Origin of the sequence: uncultured Brachyspira sp., from assembly GCF_944388875.1 — a bacterium.
GTDB lineage: Bacteria > Spirochaetota > Brachyspiria > Brachyspirales > Brachyspiraceae > Brachyspira.
Map to the genome: position 1 here is coordinate 104,747 of NZ_CALXKQ010000004.1, position 21,189 is coordinate 125,935.

A 21,189-nucleotide genomic window follows, 5' to 3' on the forward strand; every position below is an offset into this window, starting at 1 on the left:
AAGTCTGATATATGAAATATGTATTATTTTTTCTTACAGTTTTGATTATATCATGCAGTAGTAATACTAATAATTATTCTAATAATATTATAAGCAGAGATGAAATAGAGCCTAATGATACTTTAGAGTATTCTCAATTTATAGATACGGATACTCATATCAATGGCAGTTTTAATGATTCAAATGATATAGATTATTATCATATAAGTCCTACTAATGGATTTGCTATGGATTTTGCTGTTTCTGTTTATAATAGAAATGCAAATATTCAGTTAGAATTATTAGGCAGCAATAGTATTTTATTTAAGTTAAATAGTAAGGATATATTAGATTATAATTCAGCTATTAATTTAGATGATGTTTTCTTTAATGAAAATGATTATTTTTTAAAACTTGAATCTGATACTGAAGCAAAATATGAATTAAAGTTTATATTTAAAAACAATATTATAGTAAATAATGAAACTGAACCTAATGATATATTAAGCAATGCTGATGATATAGACTCCCCTAATGAATTAATATATGGATATTTTATAAAAAATTCTCCTGCAATAACTATAGACAGCTATATAAAACCATATATAAAGACATATAATATAGTAGATATAGATTGCTATAAAATAGAAAATTCAACAGATATAGATACTTCTATAAATATAATTTTAAATGATGCTGAGGATATTGATATAGTTTTATTCGATGAAAACTTTAATTATATAAAATCATCAAAGGATAGAGCATCATTAAATTTCTTACATAATCAGACTTATTATGCAGTATTAATATGCTATGGGGATAAATATACAGCCAAAAGATATAGTATTCATTATGAGTTTAATTAATATAATAATTGCTGTATTGACAAAGCATTACTTTTAATATAAAATAACTTTACTATTAAAAGTAAAGGTTAATTATATATGTCTAATTTCTTTTTTTATAAAAAGTTTAAAAAAAGCTTCTTTTCTTGGGAGTGTTAAATTATTAATTTATGCATATATAAAATATAATTAATATAGCTCCCTAGTTAAGGGGGTTTTTTTTATTTAAAGGATTTAGAACTATATAAAATTATTATCTTAGGAGTAAACATATGGAACATTATGGTCTATTGGGTATTATACCGCCGTTACTTGCAATTATACTTGCTTTAGTAACCAAAGAAGTTATTATTTCTCTAACACTCGGCATACTCTCAGGTACTTTGATAATAGCACACGGCAATCTATTTACAGCTATTACTATATTTACAGATAAAGTAGCAGAGATGAGCGGAGATGCTTGGAATATACGTATACTTTTATTCTGTGCATTGCTTGGTGCTTTTGTGAGTATGCTTTCAAAAACAGGTGCTACTAAAGCTTTCGGATTATGGGCCAGCAAATATTTAAAAACAAAAAAAAGCATATTGATATTTACTTGGTTTTTCGGACTTATTATATTTATAGATGATTATTTTAACAGTTTATCAGTTGGTACAGTTATGCGTCCTGCATTTGATCAAAATAAAATTTCTAGGGCAAAACTGGCATATATATTAGATTCAACGGCAGCACCCGTATGTATACTTGCTCCTATATCAACTTGGGTTGTAACTGTTATGAGTTATATTAGAGATTCTGAAGGTTTTGAATCTTTAAATATAAGCGAATTTGTTTTCTTTATAAAAATGATACCATATTCTGTTTATCCTCTTCTTGCTTTGGCTTTTGTAGTTCTTATGTCTTTAGTATTTAAAGATTTCGGACCTATGAAAAGGAGTGAAGATGATGCTCAAAATGGAAAACTTTTTAATGAGGAATTATATGGAGCATGCCCTGGAAATATGGAAACTTCATCTAATAACAAAGCCAAATGGTATGATATGGTTATTGCTATAGTTATTCTTATAATAGTATGTATAGCTATGTTTCCTATTACCACATATATGGGGTTAGTTGGAAATGACGGAATAGAAACTTTTTCTCAGGCTATGTCAAGTATATCTTTAAATCAGGCATTTTTAGATACTGATGCTTCTAAAGCATTATTTTATGGGGCAGTAATTTCTCTTATGATAATGTATATATACTATGTAGTAAGAAAATTATTAAGCATACGTTCTGCTGGAAACTCTATAATGGAAGGTATAAAATCAATGGTTCCTGCCTTGGTAGTTCTTTCTCTTGCTTGGTCTATAGGAAGCGTAATAAAATCAAGTCCTGAAGACGGAGGTCTTGGGCTTGCTGCTTTTCTTTCTGAGGCTGTGAGAGGAGGAGGTTTTCCTCTTTGGATACTTCCTGCTATAGGATATTTGCTAGGATGTGTTATTGCTTTTTCTACTGGTACAAGCTGGGGAACTTTTGCAATACTTATACCTATAGTTATACCTATAGCTAATGGGCTTGCTATGGGAAACGGATATACTGGAGATGCTTTGCTTAATGTACTTTTAATAAGTGTAGGTTCTGTAGTTTCTGGTGCTGTATTTGGGGATCATTGCTCTCCTATATCTGATACTACAATACTTTCTTCTACTGGAAGCAACTGTCCTTTACTTGAGCATGTAGCAACACAGATTCCTTATGCTGGTTTGGTAGCTGTATCAGCATTTATAGGTGTTGTTGTAGGAGGTATTACTTTAAGCCCTATAGCTGCATTGTTAGTAGGATTTATAGTAATGTGTGTACTTGCTATACTTGCTTCTAATTTTTATGATAGAATATCAAAAATAAAATTATCATCTTCTAAATAATTTTTTATAAAATAAAAACCTCTGATATGATTAATTTTATATCGGAGGTTTTTTATCATTATATAAATTTTCTTTCGCAAGCGTATACGAGTTTTTAAAAAAACATTAATTGAGTAATCGGTTTAAAATTAAAATCCCAATCACTATTTACTGGTATTGTATGTACGTAACTGTTTTTAAAATAAAATGTTATATGGTTTTTATAATCTATGCTTATAGATGTTAAACTTATTGATTTTATGAATTCTTCTTTTTCTATATTATTAGGCTTAAATATACTTTCTGCCGCACACTCTTTTAATTTCCTATCAATATCTTTTTTATTAGCAAATATTTTTTTGATTATATCAATGCTTTTTTTATTAAACTCTTCATTGATATTGTCAAAGAAGATTAAAATATTATTGTTAGTCCAAGGCATATCTTTCTTAAAACTGTTTATATCCTTATTAAGTTCAAAATCTCCTAACTCTTCATCTTTATAATAAATAATCTTTGAATATTTTTCTAATATGATATTTAAATCGTCATCTTTATAATCATTGTCAACTATATCTTCAAGTAAAAAATTAATATAGAAGTCATCAGTATCTTTTTCTTTTCTCACCTTTAATCTTACTATGCTTTCATCTTTTAGTATTTTAAAATATTTTTCAGGCTCTTTAACTTTTTTATGAATTATAATATGAGTATTTTCTAAAACTACATTAGCGGCAATATTTTTTAAAGCAATAGCAGAAACAAATAAAGTATAATATTTTTCCCAAGGTATTTTACCGTATTTGCAGCATGATCTTTTAAGTATGAATGCTATGTCAAAAATTTCATCATCAAAATCTTTATTAAAATCTTCAATTTCTTTGTCCATTTTTATATCCTATCAATATAGTAATATGCTATGGAAAAATATCAATAATAAATTTTTAAACTTTTATTAATACACACCATTTATTCTATAAAACTATATTTCAAAAATTTGAACTTCAAATAAATACATATTTCTAATTTTATTCTGCATGCGGTAATAATTATATTAAAAATTATAATTATTTATTTTTATAAAATTCAATACCTGTACTGTCATTTTCCTTTTCAAGTTTCATAAGATATTTTTTAATTTTTTCTTTTAGTTCATCATCAGCAAATTTATATGCTTTTTCAAAATAAGATAAAGATTCAGCTTTTAATTTTTTATATTCTTCTTATTAGAATAAAAATATTATAAATATATAATTGACGGTATTTTATTTTTAAACAGATAATAAATATATTTATACAATATAGATAATGATAAATATTTGCAGATAGGTATATCAACTGCAATAAATTTTTCAGATTATAATTAAAAAATAACTATTTCAACATTAAGAAATATTCAATTTATAAATTAAAATCAAAAGGAAAGTAAATATGATGCTAATAGAATTGAATGTATAAAAATAAGATAGGATTTATACCTCCAATTATATAAATTACTCTATATGAAGTTATTCATCAAAGTACAAATCCTCCCTAATCAATATTATATAAAAAAGTTCTAAAAAATCAATAAATAATATCCTTTTACTGTTTATGATTGTTTATTGCTTTGATTTATCAATTTTTTATTGTAAAATAACTAATATATATATTATTTATTTGGAGTAAAAATGAAAGAAGAATTAAATAATGAGCAGTTAGAAAAAATATATGATGTAATGGAAAAAATGTACAATGGTGATATAAGCAGAAGTAAAGGTATTAAAGAGTGTTTGGATATAGATAATAAAAAAATATATGGAGGTAGTTCATTTGATTTATTATATGCAATGTATCAATGTATGAGAGGTGGTAAAAGATTTACAAGAAATTTCAAACACACAGTTATGAAATTTTTTATTGAAAAAATAGGAAATGTACATGGAATTGAAGAATTAAAAAAAGCATTAATATCTACAAAACAATATATGGAATATTCTTACGAAGTAACTAATAATAAGTCTAAAGGATTAGTAGAAATATGTGGAAAAATAATTGAAAAAAATAATATTAAAGATATATCATTTGATAATTTGTTTGAAGACGAAAAAACAGATGATGAAGAAAATCAATACATACAAACTAATGATAAATCGGATAATTCATATAGTAAAGAAAATTTCCTTAATGAAGTTTTTATATCCGAAGAAAAATACAATACTATCGCTAATTTATTAAAAAGAAAGAAGAATATTATTTTTCAAGGCTCGCCAGGAGTAGGTAAAACTTTTCTTGCCAAAAAATTAGCTTACTCAATCATTAAAGAATCTGATGACAGTAAAATAAAAATGGTGCAGTTTCATGAAAGCTATTCTTATGAAGATTTTATTATAGGTTATAAGCCTGCGGATAAAAACTTTGAATTAAAAAACGGTGTATTTTATGATTTTTGTCAGAAAGCCTCTTCTGATATGGATAATGATTATTTTTTTATAATAGATGAAATTAATCGAGGAAATATATCTAAAATATTCGGTGAGCTTTTAATGCTTATAGAACATGACAACAGAGATGCTGAAATTATACTTCCTTATAATAATGAGAGTTTCAGCGTGCCTAATAATTTGTATATTATAGGTATGATGAATACTGCAGACAGAAGCATCGCTGTTATTGATTATGCACTACGAAGAAGATTTTGCTTTGTAGATATTGAGCCTGCTTTCGGAAATGAAAAGTTTATAAACTATTTGAAAGAAAAGAGTATAAATGATAATCTTATAAATAAAATAAATACAAAGTTTATTGATTTAAATAATATTATAAAAAATGATAAAACCCTGGGCAGAGGCTGTACTATAGGGCATAGTTATTTCTGCAGTAAAATAGATGAGGCAGAATACAAAAATATTATAGAATATGAAATAGCTCCTACATTAAGAGAGTATTGGTTTGATAATGAGGAGAAAGCAGAGAAGGAAATAAAAAAGTTATTGGATATATAATAATATTGTTATTTTTAAATCATAATTATAATTTTTTATATATTAATAACTCATAATTTTAGATTTGTAAAATTGCAGTCTTTTTGGTTCTCGCCGTAGGCGGGCTTCGCCTGTGCCGCAAAAAGAACTGGGGTGCGGGGCAAAGCCCTGCAAATAAAAAATTACTTTTTGATAAATGAATAATAATATAAAAATACCTATTAAAAATATATACTATATGCTCTCTTATGCTTGGAATATTTGGAATATCATTGATGAAGATAATAATAAAGAAATCTTCGGCGATGAAAAGTTTGATAATATTTATAATGTTATGGGATATATTCTTAATATATTTTTAGAGAAATTAATTAAAAGAGGTTTTTATAGAGGATATATCATTTTGGAAGAAGATTTATCAGTATTAAAAGGAAAAATTAACTTCTCAGAATCTATAAAAAGAAATACTCTTAATTATAAAAAGCTAGTATGCAGTTATAATATACTTTCTAATGATATTCTCTTTAACCAAATAATAAAATACACTTTAAATAAACTTATTAATTACAAAAATATAGATAATGATATTAAAGAAAAATTAATAAAATTAAATCATTACTTTATAAAGATAAAAAATATAAATGTTAATAGCAGAAATTTCAAATCATTAAAATATAATAAAAACAATATGCATTACAAAATTATAATCAATATATGCAAATTCATACATAAAAATTTATTAATTAATAAAAATAGCAGTGAATATTCTTTTATAGACTTTAATGAAGAGAAAAGAATGCATATTCTATATGAGAAATTTGTTTTAAACTTTTATAAAATATATTTTTTTAATAATAAAAATATAAAAGTAAAAAACAAAACCATAAAATGGAATATAAATGATAATAAATATATACCTATAATGAAAACAGATATTATGATTTATAATAAAGAAAAATGTTTAATAATAGATACAAAGTTTTATAAAAATATATTAATAAAAAATAATGATAAAGTTTCTTTAAGAAGCAGCCATTTATATCAAATGTTTTCTTATATGTCTAATGTTAATAATTTTAATAAAAGATTTAAAACTATCAAAGGTGTTTTGCTTTATCCGTTGTGCGATGATAATATTAATAAAGAATACAAAATAGATGATAAATGTTTTGCCGTTAATACAATAGATTTAAACTCTGATTTTAAATTGATAAAACAGAAGTTAATTAATATTATAAATGATTTTTATTAAGGGCGGCATACTTTACAGGCTTCATATCCCATTGATACAGCTTTACTGAGTGATATTGCTGTTGTATTTGAATTTTTTGTTGTTCTGCAATATTCTCTATGATATTTTTTGCCTTTTTTTGTAATATAAACTGTTTTATCCTGAGAATATGATAAAGATGAAATTAATAACAGCAATAATAAAAATTTTAGAGTTTTCATATAATTATTGCTTTTAATATACAAAAAATATTTTTTTTATAAACATTATATAAAATGTTTTTATTAATTTATATCAATATATATTTCCCCAGTTTTGTTTTTTATTTTCTCCAGTATAAAGCTAGTTTTATTATGCATCTTCACGCAGTCAAATATTACAGTATTTCCTTTATGGTCAATAATATCTTCTTTTTTGCATTTAGAGCATCCAACAGCCATACTTTTTGGACAGAATGCAAAGTTCATAGCAGGTATAAAACCTTCTTTGATGCTTATAGTGTGTTTTAAAGTTTTACCTGCCTCAACAGCTGATATTACAGTATTAATACCTAATTTATATAAAAAGTTCACACTGTAATTATTAATAGCATTAAGTCCTATTCCAGCCCATAATACAGCTTTATCTTTTAATGCTTCAATATGTCCTAAATTATTGCATATTACTATCATACCCTCTGTTTTTTCTACTATATTTTTTATTACTTTAATATCTTTATCAAATGTTACATGAGGAAGTATTATACCGTCTATTTTTTTATTTTCAAAAAGTGTTATTATATTTTCATCATAAACTCTTGGAAATAATATCTTTTTATCATAATTAATATCAGAATATAGTTTTAATTTCTCTTCGCTATTTACAATCAAAACTTTTATATCAGTATTAGGATAATTAATATTATTAAAAATATTTTTATCATAATGAATTTCTTTAGACTTCATTAATATATTTTCTAATTTTTCTATTAATCCTCTTCTAGCTTCATTTAAAACTTTTACAGGTATAAAAGGATTTTTAAAATTCTCTTCTATAATAATATTTTCAAATTCAAATACAGTACCTCCTGTTTTTGAAAGAGAATTGAAAATATCTTCTTTAGCTGCTGATTTTGTTTTAGCCTCTTGAATAGTATAATCGCTTATATATTCTATATTGTTTAATCTCTCATCATATTTGCTATGAACTTCCAATTTTATTTTATCATTATCAAATCCGATTATGCATTTTAAATCAAGAATATGTTTAAAACTATCATTTTCAATTATTTTGTTCGCCTCATCAATCTGCAGTTTATCGGTAGTTCTATATACTTTATCTCCGACATTAACATTTTTTATAACAGCAGAAAAACTTAACTTTCCTTTGGCTCTTTTTACCCTCTCATTATCTTTATACAAATCAGAAATCTGCATTCCAACCGTTCCGCTCTCTCCGAATGAAAGTCCGTCATAAACATTTAATTCTTTATCTGCGTGTATATATATTTTATTTTTCTTGTATGCAGTAACCTCTCCTATATATTCTCCGTCATGGCTAGGCTTATAATTTTCAAAAATGTCCTTTGAATTATAATAATATCCTTGAGAAAATCCGCCTCTATTAAAAATCTTCATCAAACTTTCTCTATACTTCTCTATAGGTATATCCTTATTTTCCAAAGCCAAATCAATAGCATGCCTATATATAGAAGTTGTAATTGCGGCATATTCGCTTCTTTTAGCACGTCCTTCAATTTTAAAAGATGTTATTCCGCTTTTAAGTAGATTAGGAATTATATCAATAGTCATCAAATCTTTTGTGCTTAAAGGATAATTAGTTTTACCTCCTGTGTATTCCATTCTGCAAGGCTGAGCACATGCTCCTCTGTTGGCACTTCTTCCACCATGCAAATATGAATAGGCACATTGACCCGAAAAACTTACACATAAAGCCCCATGCACAAAAGTTTCAAGTTCTATATCAGTATTATCTCTAATATATTTTATATTATCCAAACTCATTTCACGGGCTAAAACTACTCTATCAAGTCCAATACTTTTTAAAAGTTTTACGCTATCTAAATTATTACAAGACATCTGCGTACTTGCATGCATAGCAATATTTAAATTATTTCTTACTATATCAATAATACCCAAGTCCTGCACTATAATAGCATCAGCTCCCATATTATAAACGCTTTTTATAAGAGGAAGAACCTTATCAATTTCATCATTATAAACTAAAGTATTAACCGTTATATAAACATTAACATCTCTTAATTTAGCAAATCTGATATTCTCTTCAAGTGCCTTTTCATCAAAGTTTTCAGCAGCACCAACTCTGGCATTAAAACTTTTAGTACCAAAATACACCGCATCAGCCCCAGCATTAACAGCAGCCTTCAAAGCTCTTTCATCTCCCACAGGGGCGAGTAATTCTATTTTTTTGTTTTGAGTTTTTATATTCAAATTATTTCCCATTATTTTTTAGTTTATTATTTTATGATTTAAACTATAGCATATAAGAGCATGAATTCAAGTGCTGAATAAATTTTTGATAATCTATATTTAAAATATATTTTAGACTTTATTTGATTTTTCCAACCGTAAAAGTTGAATAAAGTGAATTAAATATATTGTTTATAATTTTATTTACTGAAAATATATTGAGTATATTTATACCTTAATTAAACATTATGTTTTAGATTTATCATATAACTCCCATACAGTAATATTTATAATTACCAACATCTATACAATTTTGTTGTAAATTTATAATTTTATCTTTGTGAAAATTATCTATAAATACTTTATTTGAACAATATACATATATACTATCTTTTATATCTAATATAATATTTCCTGCTTGATTATTGGTTATATATAATAATTTTTTATTTTTCCAGTCATAATAATTTAAATCTTTTGATTTTGCATTACCAAATAGTGTAAGTTTAGGATTTAATAAGTATAAAAAATCATCATTACCACCTGATTTTCTACCATGATGTGGTGCTATTAAAACATCAATATTTTGAATTTCTTTTCTTAATTTTTGATTACTCATTAATATGTTCCAAGATTTTTCTTCAGAATCTCCAGCAAATAATATTTTTTTATTTTTATTCTTATATAAAATAATATAAGATAAATCATTGTAATTGTTGCTATTATCTTTATTAACTTTATATATTAATTCTTTTGTTGGAGAAAGAATATAAAGTTCATCTCCATTAATGTTGGGATAGTCATTTTTATTATAAAATTTACCACATTCTCCTTCATAAATGTTTAATACTTTAGGATTTTTAGATTTTTTACGTATTTCTTGATAGTAATCCCAATCTTCTTTATTATACTGTCCAAAATTTCCGTCTTCTATAACTTTATTATTAGCAGTATCCCAAAAATTTAAAACGTTAAAGTTTTCAAATAATTCTTTTAATCCATCCATATGATCCATATCAGGATGTGTTAATATAAATCTAAATATGTATTTTATACCCATTGATTTGATATATTGTATTGGGTTTGTTGGATATTCTTTTTGATTATAATTTCCTTTTGGAATTTTTGATGAAAAATAAACACTTTCGTATGATTTATCTTCTCCATTACCATTACATATATCCATAATACTTATATTATTAGAGTCATGTTGAATTATAGAACAATCACCTTCTAAAACATTTAAAAAATGAATTCTTCCCATAGCAATACTCCTTAATTAATATTTTGTTTAACTTTTTTTACTATATAAGAAGTTTGTTTTCTATAAGAGAATAAAAATAGTATAAAACATACAAAAATAAAACCATATAAATATAAATTATTTAAAGATATTTTATGAAATTTTAAAATGTTAACAACACTAATCAATATCAAAATAAAAAAACTAGCAGAAAATGTTCTATACATATTGTTTACCTCTAATAAAATATTTATTTTAGAATCTTTTTCCTCTGCTTTTGAATAATCTGAATAGTCAGCATAAACAACAAATTTAAATGTTTTACAAATAGGTTCAATAATTAGTGAACCTATTCTGCTACATAATAATCCAATAAAATAGTAAATGAATATTTCTCCTAAAATAGAAAAATCCGGTATATTTAAATGTGTTAACATTTTTAATATATAATATGTTACGGCTCCAGGTAATATATTATTTAGTAAATTATACGATGTTATTTTATCAAGAAATTTATCCATAATAGTACCTCAATAAATATTATTTATAATATATTATAAATAAGTAAATATATATTATTTGAAGATATTTTCTAAAAAGTTTTTTAAATCATTCAAATAAATATTATCAAAATCCACATAAGGAGTCAAATCAAACTCTTCTGCTTTAATATTATTAAAACCAAATCCGCTCATATAGGCAAATACTTTTGATTTTTTAGCCTGATGTTTTAAATTCGGTATTTCATTAATTAAATTATCTATACAGCTTTTATAATTGTCATAACAATGAAGCACTTCTTTATGTATTGCTATTTCTTCAATTAATTTTTCTAAATTACCATTATCTTTATTGTTTGGAAATAGGAATATTTTATCATTTTTTATACCTAATTTATCAATCTGATTTTCTATATTAATTTTTGATTTATTGTAATCGTCATCAGCATCGAATATTATTATAAAATCTTCTTTTTTTAATTCAGCATGATTTATAATATTATCCTTTCCGCCTATTGGTACTATTTTAGTATAATTTGTAATATTTAAATATTTTAAATAGCATTCTAAAAATTTTTTATCTGAATCACCTTCAACAATAATTCTCATTATTAGTCCCTCATTTCATTATTATTTTCTATGAGGTTTGAAAAATTTTCCTGACTATAATTTATAACATCAATATTATTTTCTCTATTATAATATAAATTATAAACCGAAAGCATGTCTTTATAATCTTTTTCTATTAAACAGTCATTTAAAATTTCAAGCAGTTCCTTATTATGAGTAGTTATAAAAAATTGAAGCCCGTATTCTTTAGATAAAGATAAAATATTTTCAAGCAGTATTTTTATGCTTTCAAAATGCATTCCATTTTCAATTTCATCAATTATAATATATTTTTTTTATATATCATAGAAGCTATTATAGTTAAATATTTCTGAAATCCCTGCCCCATATTCTTTATATTAATAGTATGTTTTAAATCTTTTATTTCAATCATTAATCTATCATCAACAAATATGATATCATTAATTTTAGAATCGAATTGACAGCATATATTTTTTAAAATATTTCTTTTTTCATTATCTGAAAAAAATTGATTTAAAAATAAATAGAATACTTGTTGTATAATTAAATACAGAAATAAATTCTGCATCATGTTTTTTTATTTGTATATTTTCTTCTTTTTTATTTAGAACTTTAAATTCAAATTTATAGTCATTTTTTTCTTCAATTTTATTTATACTTGTATCATATCCTTTTTTATTTTTTATTTTATAAACAATATAATTTAGTTTATTTACAGCGTCTATATTATTTATAGACACGGTAAGTTTATCATAATCTTTATAATCTGAACTTATTTCAAGTTCAAAAAGTTCATTATCTATTAAAGAATTAATTGTTATAATATTATCTGCATTGTGGTCATAAAATAATGCCTCAAACGCATCATCATCTTTTTCAATATCTCTTGCATATAATAAATTTAAAAAAGATAAAGCATTTCTTGAAAATCCTGTGTATATAGCTTCAAGCAGAGAAGTCTTTGAAGTGTTAGCCTTGCCTATAAAAAAATTAATATTTTTGAAATTGTCTATTTTTAATTTCTTTATTCCTCTGAAATTTTTTATCTCTAAACTTTCTAACATTTTTATTTAAATTCTCTTAATTTTTTATTTATATTATATATTTGTTTATGATTACATGCAATATATTATTTTTATATCATTAACAGTTTTTATAAATAGTAATGATATAAAGTTTAGAAAAAACATTGAAATATTTTTAATTATATATATTATTATTTCAAATAAAAAATTAGGATAAATAATATTATGAAAAGGATTATAGTAACAGGCGGAGCTGGATTTTTAGGCTCGCATTTATGCGAAAGATTATTGAAAGAAGGAAATTATGTAATATCAATAGATAATTTTTTTACAGGTTCAAATGAAAATATAGCACATTTAATAAATAATAAAAATTTTGAAAATATAAGGCATGACATAACTGAACCTATACATATAGAGTGTGATGAGATATATAATTTTGCCTGTCCTGCATCTCCTATACATTATCAGATAAATCCAGTTCATACTTTTAAAACCAGCGTTTTTGGTATACTAAATATGCTTAATTTAGCAAGGGGCTGCAATGCAAGAATACTTCAGGCATCTACAAGCGAAGTTTACGGAGATCCTTTAGAGCATCCTCAGAAAGAGAGCTATTGGGGGCATGTTAATCCTAATGGTATAAGAAGCTGTTATGATGAGGGAAAAAGAGGTGCTGAAACTCTTATGATGGATTATTACAGACAATATAATACAGATATTAAAATTATTAGAATATTTAATACTTACGGACCTAGAATGAATGAAAATGATGGTAGGGTTGTTTCTAATTTTATCATACAGGCTCTTCAAAATATACCTATAACTGTTTATGGAGATGGTAGTCAGACTAGAAGTTTCTGCTACTGCGATGATTTAATTGATGGTGCGGTTAAAATGATGAATAGTGAAAATTTTATAGGACCTGTTAATTTAGGTAATCCTTATGAGATGACAGTTCTTGAATTTGCAAAAAAGATAATAGAAATTACTAATTCAAAATCGGAAATTGTATTTAAAGAACTTCCTAAGGATGATCCTATAAAAAGGCAGCCTAATATAAGTTTAGCCAAAGATAAACTCAATTGGAGTCCTGATTATAAACTTGAAGATGGGCTTAAAAAAACAATAGAATATTTTGATAATTATTTAAAATCTAAAAAATAGTTTTTTAATATTAATACGACTTTATAACTCTTGAAGTAAAAATAATTAAAAATAAAATTTGATTTTTTTTACTTTCATGCTAAAATTATAAGTAAACATAATATTAAGAGAGATTATTATACAATGAAAGAATTACCAAATTTAATTAGCTTAATCAATTCAATAAAGGGAGAAATTTGCTATTCTTATATAAATAGAATAGTTGCTATAGATAAAGAATATAAAGAAATGGAAGATGTAGAAGGTCAAAAGATTATAGATGTACTAAGATACGGCGGTTATATGCATTTTCAATTTTCGCAGGATGCTATGCTTGTGGATTTAGGTCCTAACGGATCATTCGTATTAACAGAAGATGATACTTATGAAAATAGTATTATTAAATTAGAAACGGATCATGGTAATTTTTTTGTAGTCGATGACAGCAAAGATAAAAAAGAAATTACAAAAATAATCCCTATATGGAAAGATTCTACTACTATGCCTCAGGTAGGTTATGATCCTTTAACAAAACAATTCAATTACAATTTATTCTGCCAATTATTAGCAGACAATGCCACAACAGTAGAAAAACTTATAAAAAATCCTTTAATATTAAGCGGTATAGGCGATACTTACGGCGATATGATATTAAAAAAGGCTTCTATAACCAAGAAAACAAAAACTTCAGAAATAAATAAAGTAAAAGCAAGAGAGATATTTGATGCTATAAAACAAGTTCTTAGAGAAGCATCAGGAAATACGGAAGAGGAAGAAAGCGATTCATTAGAAGAATAAATTTTTCTATATATTTATATGCAGCAGTTATAATAGGTATAATACAATAAACCCAATGTGTGTTATATCATTGGGTTTATCGTTTTTCATTAATATATTAAAATCATAGAAGCATTGTCAATTAATAGAATAGTTCAGGTTCAGCTCTTCTCTCGAATTTTTTCTCAAGATCATGCTGATGGAATAAATATCCGTCATCATCATAATATCTGCAGTGTTCAGGACATTTTTTCACACATGCACCGCATTTTATACATTTTCCTACATATTTTGTAATATCATCAAAATCTATGGAAGCCAATGGGCATACATGAGCACATGTTTTGCAGTTTGTACATTTAGATGTGTCAACTTTAGGCTTCACCTTTAAAATATCAATAGCATGCTCATTATCATCTCTTGGTATGTAATAAGGTCTTATAGGTTCATTTCCTCTTACTTTTATTGCTTCATTAGGGATATTATTTAAGTTTTTAATTTTCTCAACAACCTTATGAGCAAATTCAGAAGCTATAGCCATATCTTTTTCATCAGGTCTGTTAGCCCCAAGTACATAAGAAAAAGCATGCTCACCAATAAATCCAGCTCCAGCTATAGTATGAAATCCGTTTTCTTCCATAGTGTTTCTAAGCTCTATCAAAGAATCGTCGAAATTTCTGTTTCCATATAGAACAATAGGAACAGCTAATGCCCCATTAGCTTTTATATTATTTTTATAAAATGGAAGCATAACATTAGGTATTCTTCCAGCATAAGTAGGAGTACCACAAATTACTAAGTCGCCCTCTTCAAATTGTAATATAGTTTCTCTTTTTTTAGGAAGAGAAAAATTATATTTCTCAAATGGAATATTCAGTTCACTTGCTATTTTTTCTCCGACAAAAGAAACTATTTTTTGTGTTGTGCCTGTTGCACTATAATAGATAGAATATACTTTATTAATTATCATATAATATACCTTCTTTAAGTTTTTAACTATATAAATAATATTATGTAAATTTATATTAATATGTCAATATAAAAAGAAAAAAATTATTATTAAATAATAAAAAATATATTTTTGTGCTGTTTTGGAATATTATTATTATTATGCGAAATATATGTAATAATTTTATATTTAGCTATTGACATTTTTTTTGTTTTATGTTAGGATACTTAAATCTAAAGAGCTTGATTTTTTATATTTACGGGGGCCAGTAGCTCAGTCGGTTAGAGCAGATGACTCATAATCATCGGGTCCGGGGTTCAAGTCCCTGCTGGCCCACATTCCCTATATATTTTCCTTATTACATAATTTTATATTATTATTATTTCCTTTAAATTAAGGTTAGTAAATAGGGATAATTAAAAGACACTAAAAGTGTCTTTTAATTTTTATCTAGTTCTTAACAATAAAACTTTTTCTATTATATTTTATTTTAGTACCTAAAATATTTTTAGGTACTATTTTTTTATACTCTATTTAATGTTATATTTCTAGTTAAAATAATACTGCCATTAATCTTTTCTGGAAGCATTATATCTATTGATTTATCTGAATTAAATTTTATATCGAAATTAACTTTTTCAAAATTCATGCTGTAATCATCTTTGTCATAATCAGCTCCCAATGATATAGTATGACTTATTTTTCCGACAATAGGAGCTAAAGTATTTACGGTTATATCTCCATTTGAAGAAATGTTTGCTTCTATATCTAAATCAAAACTTAGAAAATTTTTTACTTTTGCATTTCCTTTATATACACCGCTTCTTTCTTTTAATAGCATAATATAATCTCCTAAAATATATTAATTTATATTATTAATAATAACATTTTTTTAAAAAAAGACAAATTTAAAAAAGTGTCTAAATATAATATTTTTATTTAAATAAAAAAAGAGTTCCTAAAATTATTAGAAACTCCTTAATTAAATATATTCTTAATTATTTAGTCAATTTAGCATAGAAAAATTTATGAGAACCAAGAGGATCATAAACAACATCAGTTAATTTTTTACTAATCATAATAGGGTCTGTATAGAAATAAAGCGGTATCAATCCCATATCTCCCATAAGTATATCTTCAGCTCTATGCATAGCATCCATTCTTGTTTTTGTATCTATAGTAGACATAGCAGTATTTAATTCATCATCAAAAGCTTTATTATTGTATCCTCCATTATTTTGCACGCTGTAGCTTAAAAATATTCCTAAAAAACTCATAGGATCATTATAATCAGCAATCCATCCATGACGTGCTATAACAAAATTCTTATGCTGTCTTGTATCTTGGAAAGTAGCCCATTCTTCCTGAGATATTGTAGAATCTATATTTAAAACTTCTTTCCACATCTGCTGAACAGCTTCAAATATTTGTATATGCTCTCCTGAATTTGATTTAAACTCTATAACAGGAAATCCTTCTCCATTTGTAAATCCAGCCTCAGCTAATAATCTTTTTGCCTCATCGCAATTCTTTTGATAATCATTTGATTTTACACTGTAATAATCACCTCCAACCTCTCTGAAATCCTTATTGTCAATGTCTTTAACCCCTGAAGGAACCCATCCTCCTGCAGGAAGCTGCCCTCCTCTTGTAACTTGCTCAACTAAATAATTTCTATCTATAGCCAATGATAATGCCTTACGTACATTTACATCTCTTAATACTTCATTAGTTATATTTAAACAATAATAGTATGTTCCCAAATATGGAGATATATGCATTAAGCCTTCGCTTTTTAAATTTTCAATATCCTGAAGAGGCGGATTATTGGCAAAATGTATAGAACCTTCTTTTATTCCAGCAACAGCAGCTGTTCCATTTTGCATAAGTATAAATACAAGTTTTTGAGGCACTATATTTTGAGAATTCCAATAATTAGTATTTTTTTCCATGATAAGTCTGTCATCAGTTCTTCTCTCTTTTAGTACAAAAGGACCATTTCCTATATAAGTTTCAGGAGAAAGTGTCCAATTATCTCCATTTTCTTCAATGATATCTTTTCTTATAGGATAGAATGTAGGAAAAGCAGCCAGCTCCAAAAAATATGCAGTAGGGGCATTCAATTTCACCTCAAAAGTTTTTTCATCTACTGCTCTTACACCTAATTCACTAACTTCTTTTTTTCCTGCATTAATATCCATAGCATTTAAAACAGGTTCAAATTGATAAGCATATTCGCATGCTGTTATAGGATCAACAGCTCTTTGCCATGCATAAACAAAATCATCAGCAGTTATATTTTTACCGTCAGACCATTTGGCATTTTCTCTTATATAAAAAGTATAAGTAAGTCCGTCATCGCTTACTTCCCATCTTTCAGCTGTACCGGGTATTATATTATTATCTTTATCTCTTGTAGCTAAGCCTTCAAAAGCATGCTGAATATAAATACTTCCATCTACGGCTGAGTTTAAAGCAGGATCAATAGTTTTAGGTTCATGACCTACATTTATATATATTGCTCCTTCATCCTTACTGCTTCCTCCGCATGATAATAGAAATGCCATTAAAAAACTTATCCCTATTAAAAATACATTTTTTTTCATTATAGTTCCCCTATATTTTTATTATATTAAAAGGATACATTTAATTATATTATTAGTCAATAATACATTTTTTTAGTATACAGTATATAGGTACTTGATATTTTTGTTCTTTTATATTATATTTCTCAAAATTATTTTTAAAGGAATATACATGGAAAAAGGAATAGTAAAAAATCCAGTTCAGGTCATTTTGCTCAGCATAGTTACATGCGGAATATACTATTATTATTGGCTTTATTTGACCACTAAAGAGATTAATGCTGCTGTAAATAATCAGATTTTAGATCCTATGAAAGTTATATTATTCAGCATAGTTACATGCGGAATATATACAATTTATTGGTACTATAAGATGTCTCCTGTGGTATTTAAAGAAATGGCTGAAAAATCTGGTGCTGCAGTTGAAGAAGATAAAATCAATCTTGTATTTATATTGTCTATATTTTTACAGATAGTTTCATGTTATTTTTTACAGATTAAATTGAATGAGATTTGGGAAAAATTGTCTTAATTAATAAAAAGGCTTGGGTATTTATTACTCAAGCCTTTTATTCTTTAATTATATAAAAATCTTTTTATTTTCTGAGTAGGACTTTTAATAAACTCTTCTTTTTGTATAGTAAATCCTGATATTCTTCCAAACTCAGGAAGTATTTTATTAACCTCTATTCTATTTTTTTCTATAGCATTATTAACTTCTTCTTCGCTTAAATTTTCTGCTTTTATTCTATCAGAGTCTAAATATATTAAAGCATGAAGTTTATTATCTCTTTGCAAAACTAGAGATTCTAATATATAAGGCATAGTATTTAATTTACTTTCAAGCTCTTCAGGATAAATATTTTGTCCGCTCGCACCAAGCAGCATATTTTTGCTTCTGCCCCTTATAAATATTCTGTTATTTTCTCCAAGAACTCCCAAATCACCAGTTCTAAGCCATCCGTCTTTTGAAAGAACATCAGCAGTAGCTTTGTAGTTTTTATAATATCCTAGCATAACATTTTCACCTCTAACCATTATCTCTCCGATTTCTCCTTCATTTTTGGCGTCTATTTTTACTTCCAATGTGTCTATTATGCATCCGCAGCTTCTTGCAACATGCTTATCCCAAGGTCCGTAGCTTATTAAAGGTCCGCATTCGGTCATACCGTAGCCTACAGTGAATTTAAATCCTATATCCATAAGAAATTTTTCAACATCCGCATTCAAAGCACTTCCTCCTATTATAAGCTCGTAAAAGTTTCCACCAAATGCCTTTGTTAAATTATTTCTAATTTTTGATTTTATCAAAGATGAAATAACAGGTATTTTTAATAAATTGGAAATTAAAGGCTTACTTACAGTTGGCAGTAATTTTTTCAAATAAATCTTTTCTATTATAAGAGGAACCATAAGTATTAGATTAGGTTTTACTTCATCTAATGCTTTTAATAAAATATTAGGACTTGGTATTGAACCTAGCATATATATGCAGGCTCCTCTCGAAAATGGAAATAAAAAGTCAAATAAGCATCCGAATGCATGAGCAAGCGGCAGAAAAGAGAGTATATGATCATTAGGTTTTACCGGCATATTATTTATAGCATATCTTATATTAGCAGAGATTGAATTATGATTAAGCATAACACCTTTGCTGAATCCTGTTGTTCCTGAAGTATATATAATAGTAGCTAATGTATCATTTTCAAATATTGTGAGATTAAATTTTTCTTTGCTTATATTTTCTATTTCTATATCATCAAATATATTCTCTTTTTTATCTTTATCATTTGAAACTGTATCAAAGCTATCCAAATAAAAAGATTTATTAAGAGAAGATAATGTTTTTTCATCTATTGATTTTATAATATTAGAATTTGCAAAAAGAAATTTTGCTCCAGAATCTCTTATAATGGATGCGATATCCTCTTTTGAAAATTCTACAAGTATAGGAACAACAACTGCTCCGTAGCTTATTATAGAGAGATAAGTTAAAGCCCAATTAACTGAATTTGATCCGCAGATGGCTATTTTTTCTCCTTTATGTATATCCAGTTTTTTAAAGGCTATATGCATTTTCATTATATTTTCTGCAACATCTGAATATTTTAGTATTTTGTTTGTTCCGTAATCAGCTAATGCATCTATATCCCAGTTATTTTTTATAGTGTCCTGAATATAATCGCTAAGTCTTTCTTTAATCATTTGTAGCCTCCTATATTAAAATATAATGCCTTTAGAATATATTTGCAACATATCTGAACATGAAAACTGCATGACATATATTAGATATTATTAGAAGAGAATAAAACAGAGGTAAAAATAATGTGTATCTTTTATTAGATTCATACATGGCAAGTCTGTAAAAAACCATTGCTACAGTTAAAAGCAGAAATCCTGTTAAATAAAGTATAGCTCCATATTCGCCCACAGCATTTGAAACTTTTGATATAGCTATAAGCCATACCCAATTTAATAGTAAATAGTATATTGTTTCTGTAAATCCACTCCATCTGTAAACGAATACACTCCTTAATGTTATACCTAATACGCAAAGCCCTGTAATGATTCCAAAAAAACTCCAGCCCCATCCATTTTTAAGTGATATAAGACATGGAGGTATATATACTCCCCATATCATCATTATAAAAAAAGCATGAGATAATATATAAAAAACTTTTTTAGCTTTATTATGAAATGGGAAAAAATGGTATATTGAGTTTATTATATAAAATATTATTAAAAAACTGGAATAGAGAGAGAATGATGTTATCTCTCTTGCTGTTTTGGAATTAACGATTAAAAGCACTAAAACAGCTACAGCAGAACTTGCACATATTATGCATATAACAGCACTTATTTTCGATACAGAATTTTTTATTTTATTATTGCCTGCATTTATAAATACATTAGTCATAGTAAATATATTAAACCTTATTTATAATAAAGTAAATGGTGATTTGTAACTATTTATAAAAATAATTAAGAAAATAGAGTATCTGTTATATATTTCTTTTTTGCTATGCAGTATATT

General features: G+C 25.7%; 20 protein-coding genes and 1 tRNA gene. 8 read left to right on the forward strand and 13 right to left on the reverse strand.

The features are described 5' to 3' along the window. Window positions 1–11: 11 nt before the first annotated feature. Window positions 12–845 (forward strand): hypothetical protein, encoded by an 834-nt coding sequence (locus tag Q0J69_RS05135; RefSeq protein ID WP_297204870.1) that lies wholly within the window; start codon window positions 12–14, stop codon window positions 843–845. Between the two features lie 251 nt (window positions 846–1,096). Continuing rightward, window positions 1,097–2,737 (forward strand): Na+/H+ antiporter NhaC family protein, encoded by a 1,641-nt coding sequence (locus Q0J69_RS05140; protein WP_297204871.1) that lies wholly within the window; start codon window positions 1,097–1,099, stop codon window positions 2,735–2,737. Window positions 2,738–2,831: 94 nt separating this feature from the next. On the opposite strand, the gene Q0J69_RS05145 is transcribed toward Q0J69_RS05140, so the two are convergent. Continuing rightward, a complete protein-coding gene (locus Q0J69_RS05145; protein ID WP_297204872.1) occupies window positions 2,832–3,605 on the reverse strand; it encodes a DUF2262 domain-containing protein in 774 nt (257 codons plus the stop codon). A gap of 781 nt (window positions 3,606–4,386) precedes the next feature. Between Q0J69_RS05145 and Q0J69_RS05150 the strand changes: the two genes are divergently transcribed. Then, on the forward strand, window positions 4,387–5,700 hold the full coding sequence (locus tag Q0J69_RS05150) for an AAA family ATPase (protein WP_297204874.1): 1,314 nt from the start codon (window positions 4,387–4,389) through the stop codon (window positions 5,698–5,700). Between the two features lie 175 nt (window positions 5,701–5,875). After that, the gene (gene mcrC / locus Q0J69_RS05155; RefSeq protein ID WP_297204875.1) at window positions 5,876–6,931 is read left to right on the forward strand and encodes a 5-methylcytosine-specific restriction endonuclease system specificity protein McrC; all 1,056 of its coding nucleotides are present in this window, start codon (window positions 5,876–5,878) and stop codon (window positions 6,929–6,931) included. Here the strand turns inward: mcrC and Q0J69_RS05160 are convergent. The 7 genes from Q0J69_RS05160 to Q0J69_RS05190 form a co-directional block, all read right to left on the reverse strand. Then, window positions 6,928–7,131: a hypothetical protein gene (locus tag Q0J69_RS05160; RefSeq protein ID WP_297204876.1), complete on the reverse strand. Its 204-nt coding sequence runs from the start codon at window positions 7,129–7,131 to the stop codon at window positions 6,928–6,930. The genes mcrC and Q0J69_RS05160 overlap by 4 nt on opposite strands. A 63-nt stretch (window positions 7,132–7,194) precedes the next feature. Then, entirely contained in the window at window positions 7,195–9,372 is a 2,178-nt protein-coding gene (locus Q0J69_RS05165) for a U32 family peptidase (RefSeq protein WP_297204877.1), read from the reverse strand. A 229-nt stretch (window positions 9,373–9,601) separates the two neighbouring features. After that, window positions 9,602–10,603 (reverse strand): hypothetical protein, encoded by a 1,002-nt coding sequence (locus Q0J69_RS05170; protein WP_297204879.1) that lies wholly within the window; start codon window positions 10,601–10,603, stop codon window positions 9,602–9,604. An 11-nt stretch (window positions 10,604–10,614) separates the two neighbouring features. Continuing rightward, the gene (locus tag Q0J69_RS05175) at window positions 10,615–11,103 is read right to left on the reverse strand and encodes a hypothetical protein (protein ID WP_297204880.1); all 489 of its coding nucleotides are present in this window, start codon (window positions 11,101–11,103) and stop codon (window positions 10,615–10,617) included. Window positions 11,104–11,157: 54 nt separating this feature from the next. Further along, window positions 11,158–11,691, reverse strand: a complete 534-nt coding sequence (locus Q0J69_RS05180; protein ID WP_297204881.1) for a DUF3226 domain-containing protein — start codon at window positions 11,689–11,691, stop codon at window positions 11,158–11,160. Window positions 11,692–11,693: 2 nt separating this feature from the next. After that, complete coding sequence (locus Q0J69_RS05185) at window positions 11,694–11,951, reverse strand: hypothetical protein (RefSeq protein ID WP_297204882.1); 258 nt, start codon at window positions 11,949–11,951, stop codon at window positions 11,694–11,696. A gap of 216 nt (window positions 11,952–12,167) precedes the next feature. Next, on the reverse strand, window positions 12,168–12,737 hold the full coding sequence (locus tag Q0J69_RS05190) for an AAA family ATPase (protein ID WP_297204884.1): 570 nt from the start codon (window positions 12,735–12,737) through the stop codon (window positions 12,168–12,170). A 186-nt stretch (window positions 12,738–12,923) separates the two neighbouring features. On the opposite strand from Q0J69_RS05190, the gene Q0J69_RS05195 reads away from it, so the two are divergent. After that, complete coding sequence (locus tag Q0J69_RS05195; protein ID WP_297204887.1) at window positions 12,924–13,865, forward strand: UDP-glucuronic acid decarboxylase family protein; 942 nt, start codon at window positions 12,924–12,926, stop codon at window positions 13,863–13,865. Between the two features lie 123 nt (window positions 13,866–13,988). Beyond that, a complete protein-coding gene (locus tag Q0J69_RS05200; RefSeq protein ID WP_297204889.1) occupies window positions 13,989–14,642 on the forward strand; it encodes a formamidopyrimidine-DNA glycosylase in 654 nt (217 codons plus the stop codon). Window positions 14,643–14,763: 121 nt separating this feature from the next. On the opposite strand, the gene Q0J69_RS05205 is transcribed toward Q0J69_RS05200, so the two are convergent. Next, a complete protein-coding gene (locus tag Q0J69_RS05205) occupies window positions 14,764–15,591 on the reverse strand; it encodes an EFR1 family ferrodoxin (RefSeq protein ID WP_297204890.1) in 828 nt (275 codons plus the stop codon). 241 nt (window positions 15,592–15,832) lie between these two features. On the opposite strand from Q0J69_RS05205, the gene Q0J69_RS05210 reads away from it, so the two are divergent. After that, window positions 15,833–15,906: transfer RNA gene (locus Q0J69_RS05210), tRNA-Ile, on the forward strand. A gap of 187 nt (window positions 15,907–16,093) precedes the next feature. Here the strand turns inward: Q0J69_RS05210 and Q0J69_RS05215 are convergent. Further along, window positions 16,094–16,411 carry a hypothetical protein gene (locus tag Q0J69_RS05215; RefSeq protein ID WP_297204892.1) on the reverse strand — a complete coding sequence of 106 codons (318 nt, stop codon included), beginning with the start codon at window positions 16,409–16,411 and terminating at the stop codon, window positions 16,094–16,096. 157 nt (window positions 16,412–16,568) lie between these two features. Then, a complete protein-coding gene (locus tag Q0J69_RS05220) occupies window positions 16,569–18,176 on the reverse strand; it encodes a peptide ABC transporter substrate-binding protein (protein ID WP_297204893.1) in 1,608 nt (535 codons plus the stop codon). 151 nt (window positions 18,177–18,327) lie between these two features. Between Q0J69_RS05220 and Q0J69_RS05225 the strand changes: the two genes are divergently transcribed. Then, window positions 18,328–18,687 (forward strand): DUF4234 domain-containing protein, encoded by a 360-nt coding sequence (locus tag Q0J69_RS05225; RefSeq protein WP_297204894.1) that lies wholly within the window; start codon window positions 18,328–18,330, stop codon window positions 18,685–18,687. Window positions 18,688–18,731: 44 nt separating this feature from the next. Here the strand turns inward: Q0J69_RS05225 and Q0J69_RS05230 are convergent, their stop codons facing one another. Together Q0J69_RS05230 and Q0J69_RS05235 are read right to left on the reverse strand one after the other, a co-directional pair. Further along, window positions 18,732–20,360 carry an AMP-binding protein gene (locus tag Q0J69_RS05230; RefSeq protein WP_297204895.1) on the reverse strand — a complete coding sequence of 543 codons (1,629 nt, stop codon included), beginning with the start codon at window positions 20,358–20,360 and terminating at the stop codon, window positions 18,732–18,734. A 31-nt stretch (window positions 20,361–20,391) separates the two neighbouring features. After that, on the reverse strand, window positions 20,392–21,072 hold the full coding sequence (locus Q0J69_RS05235; protein WP_297204896.1) for a hemolysin III family protein: 681 nt from the start codon (window positions 21,070–21,072) through the stop codon (window positions 20,392–20,394). Window positions 21,073–21,189 lie beyond the last annotated feature (117 nt).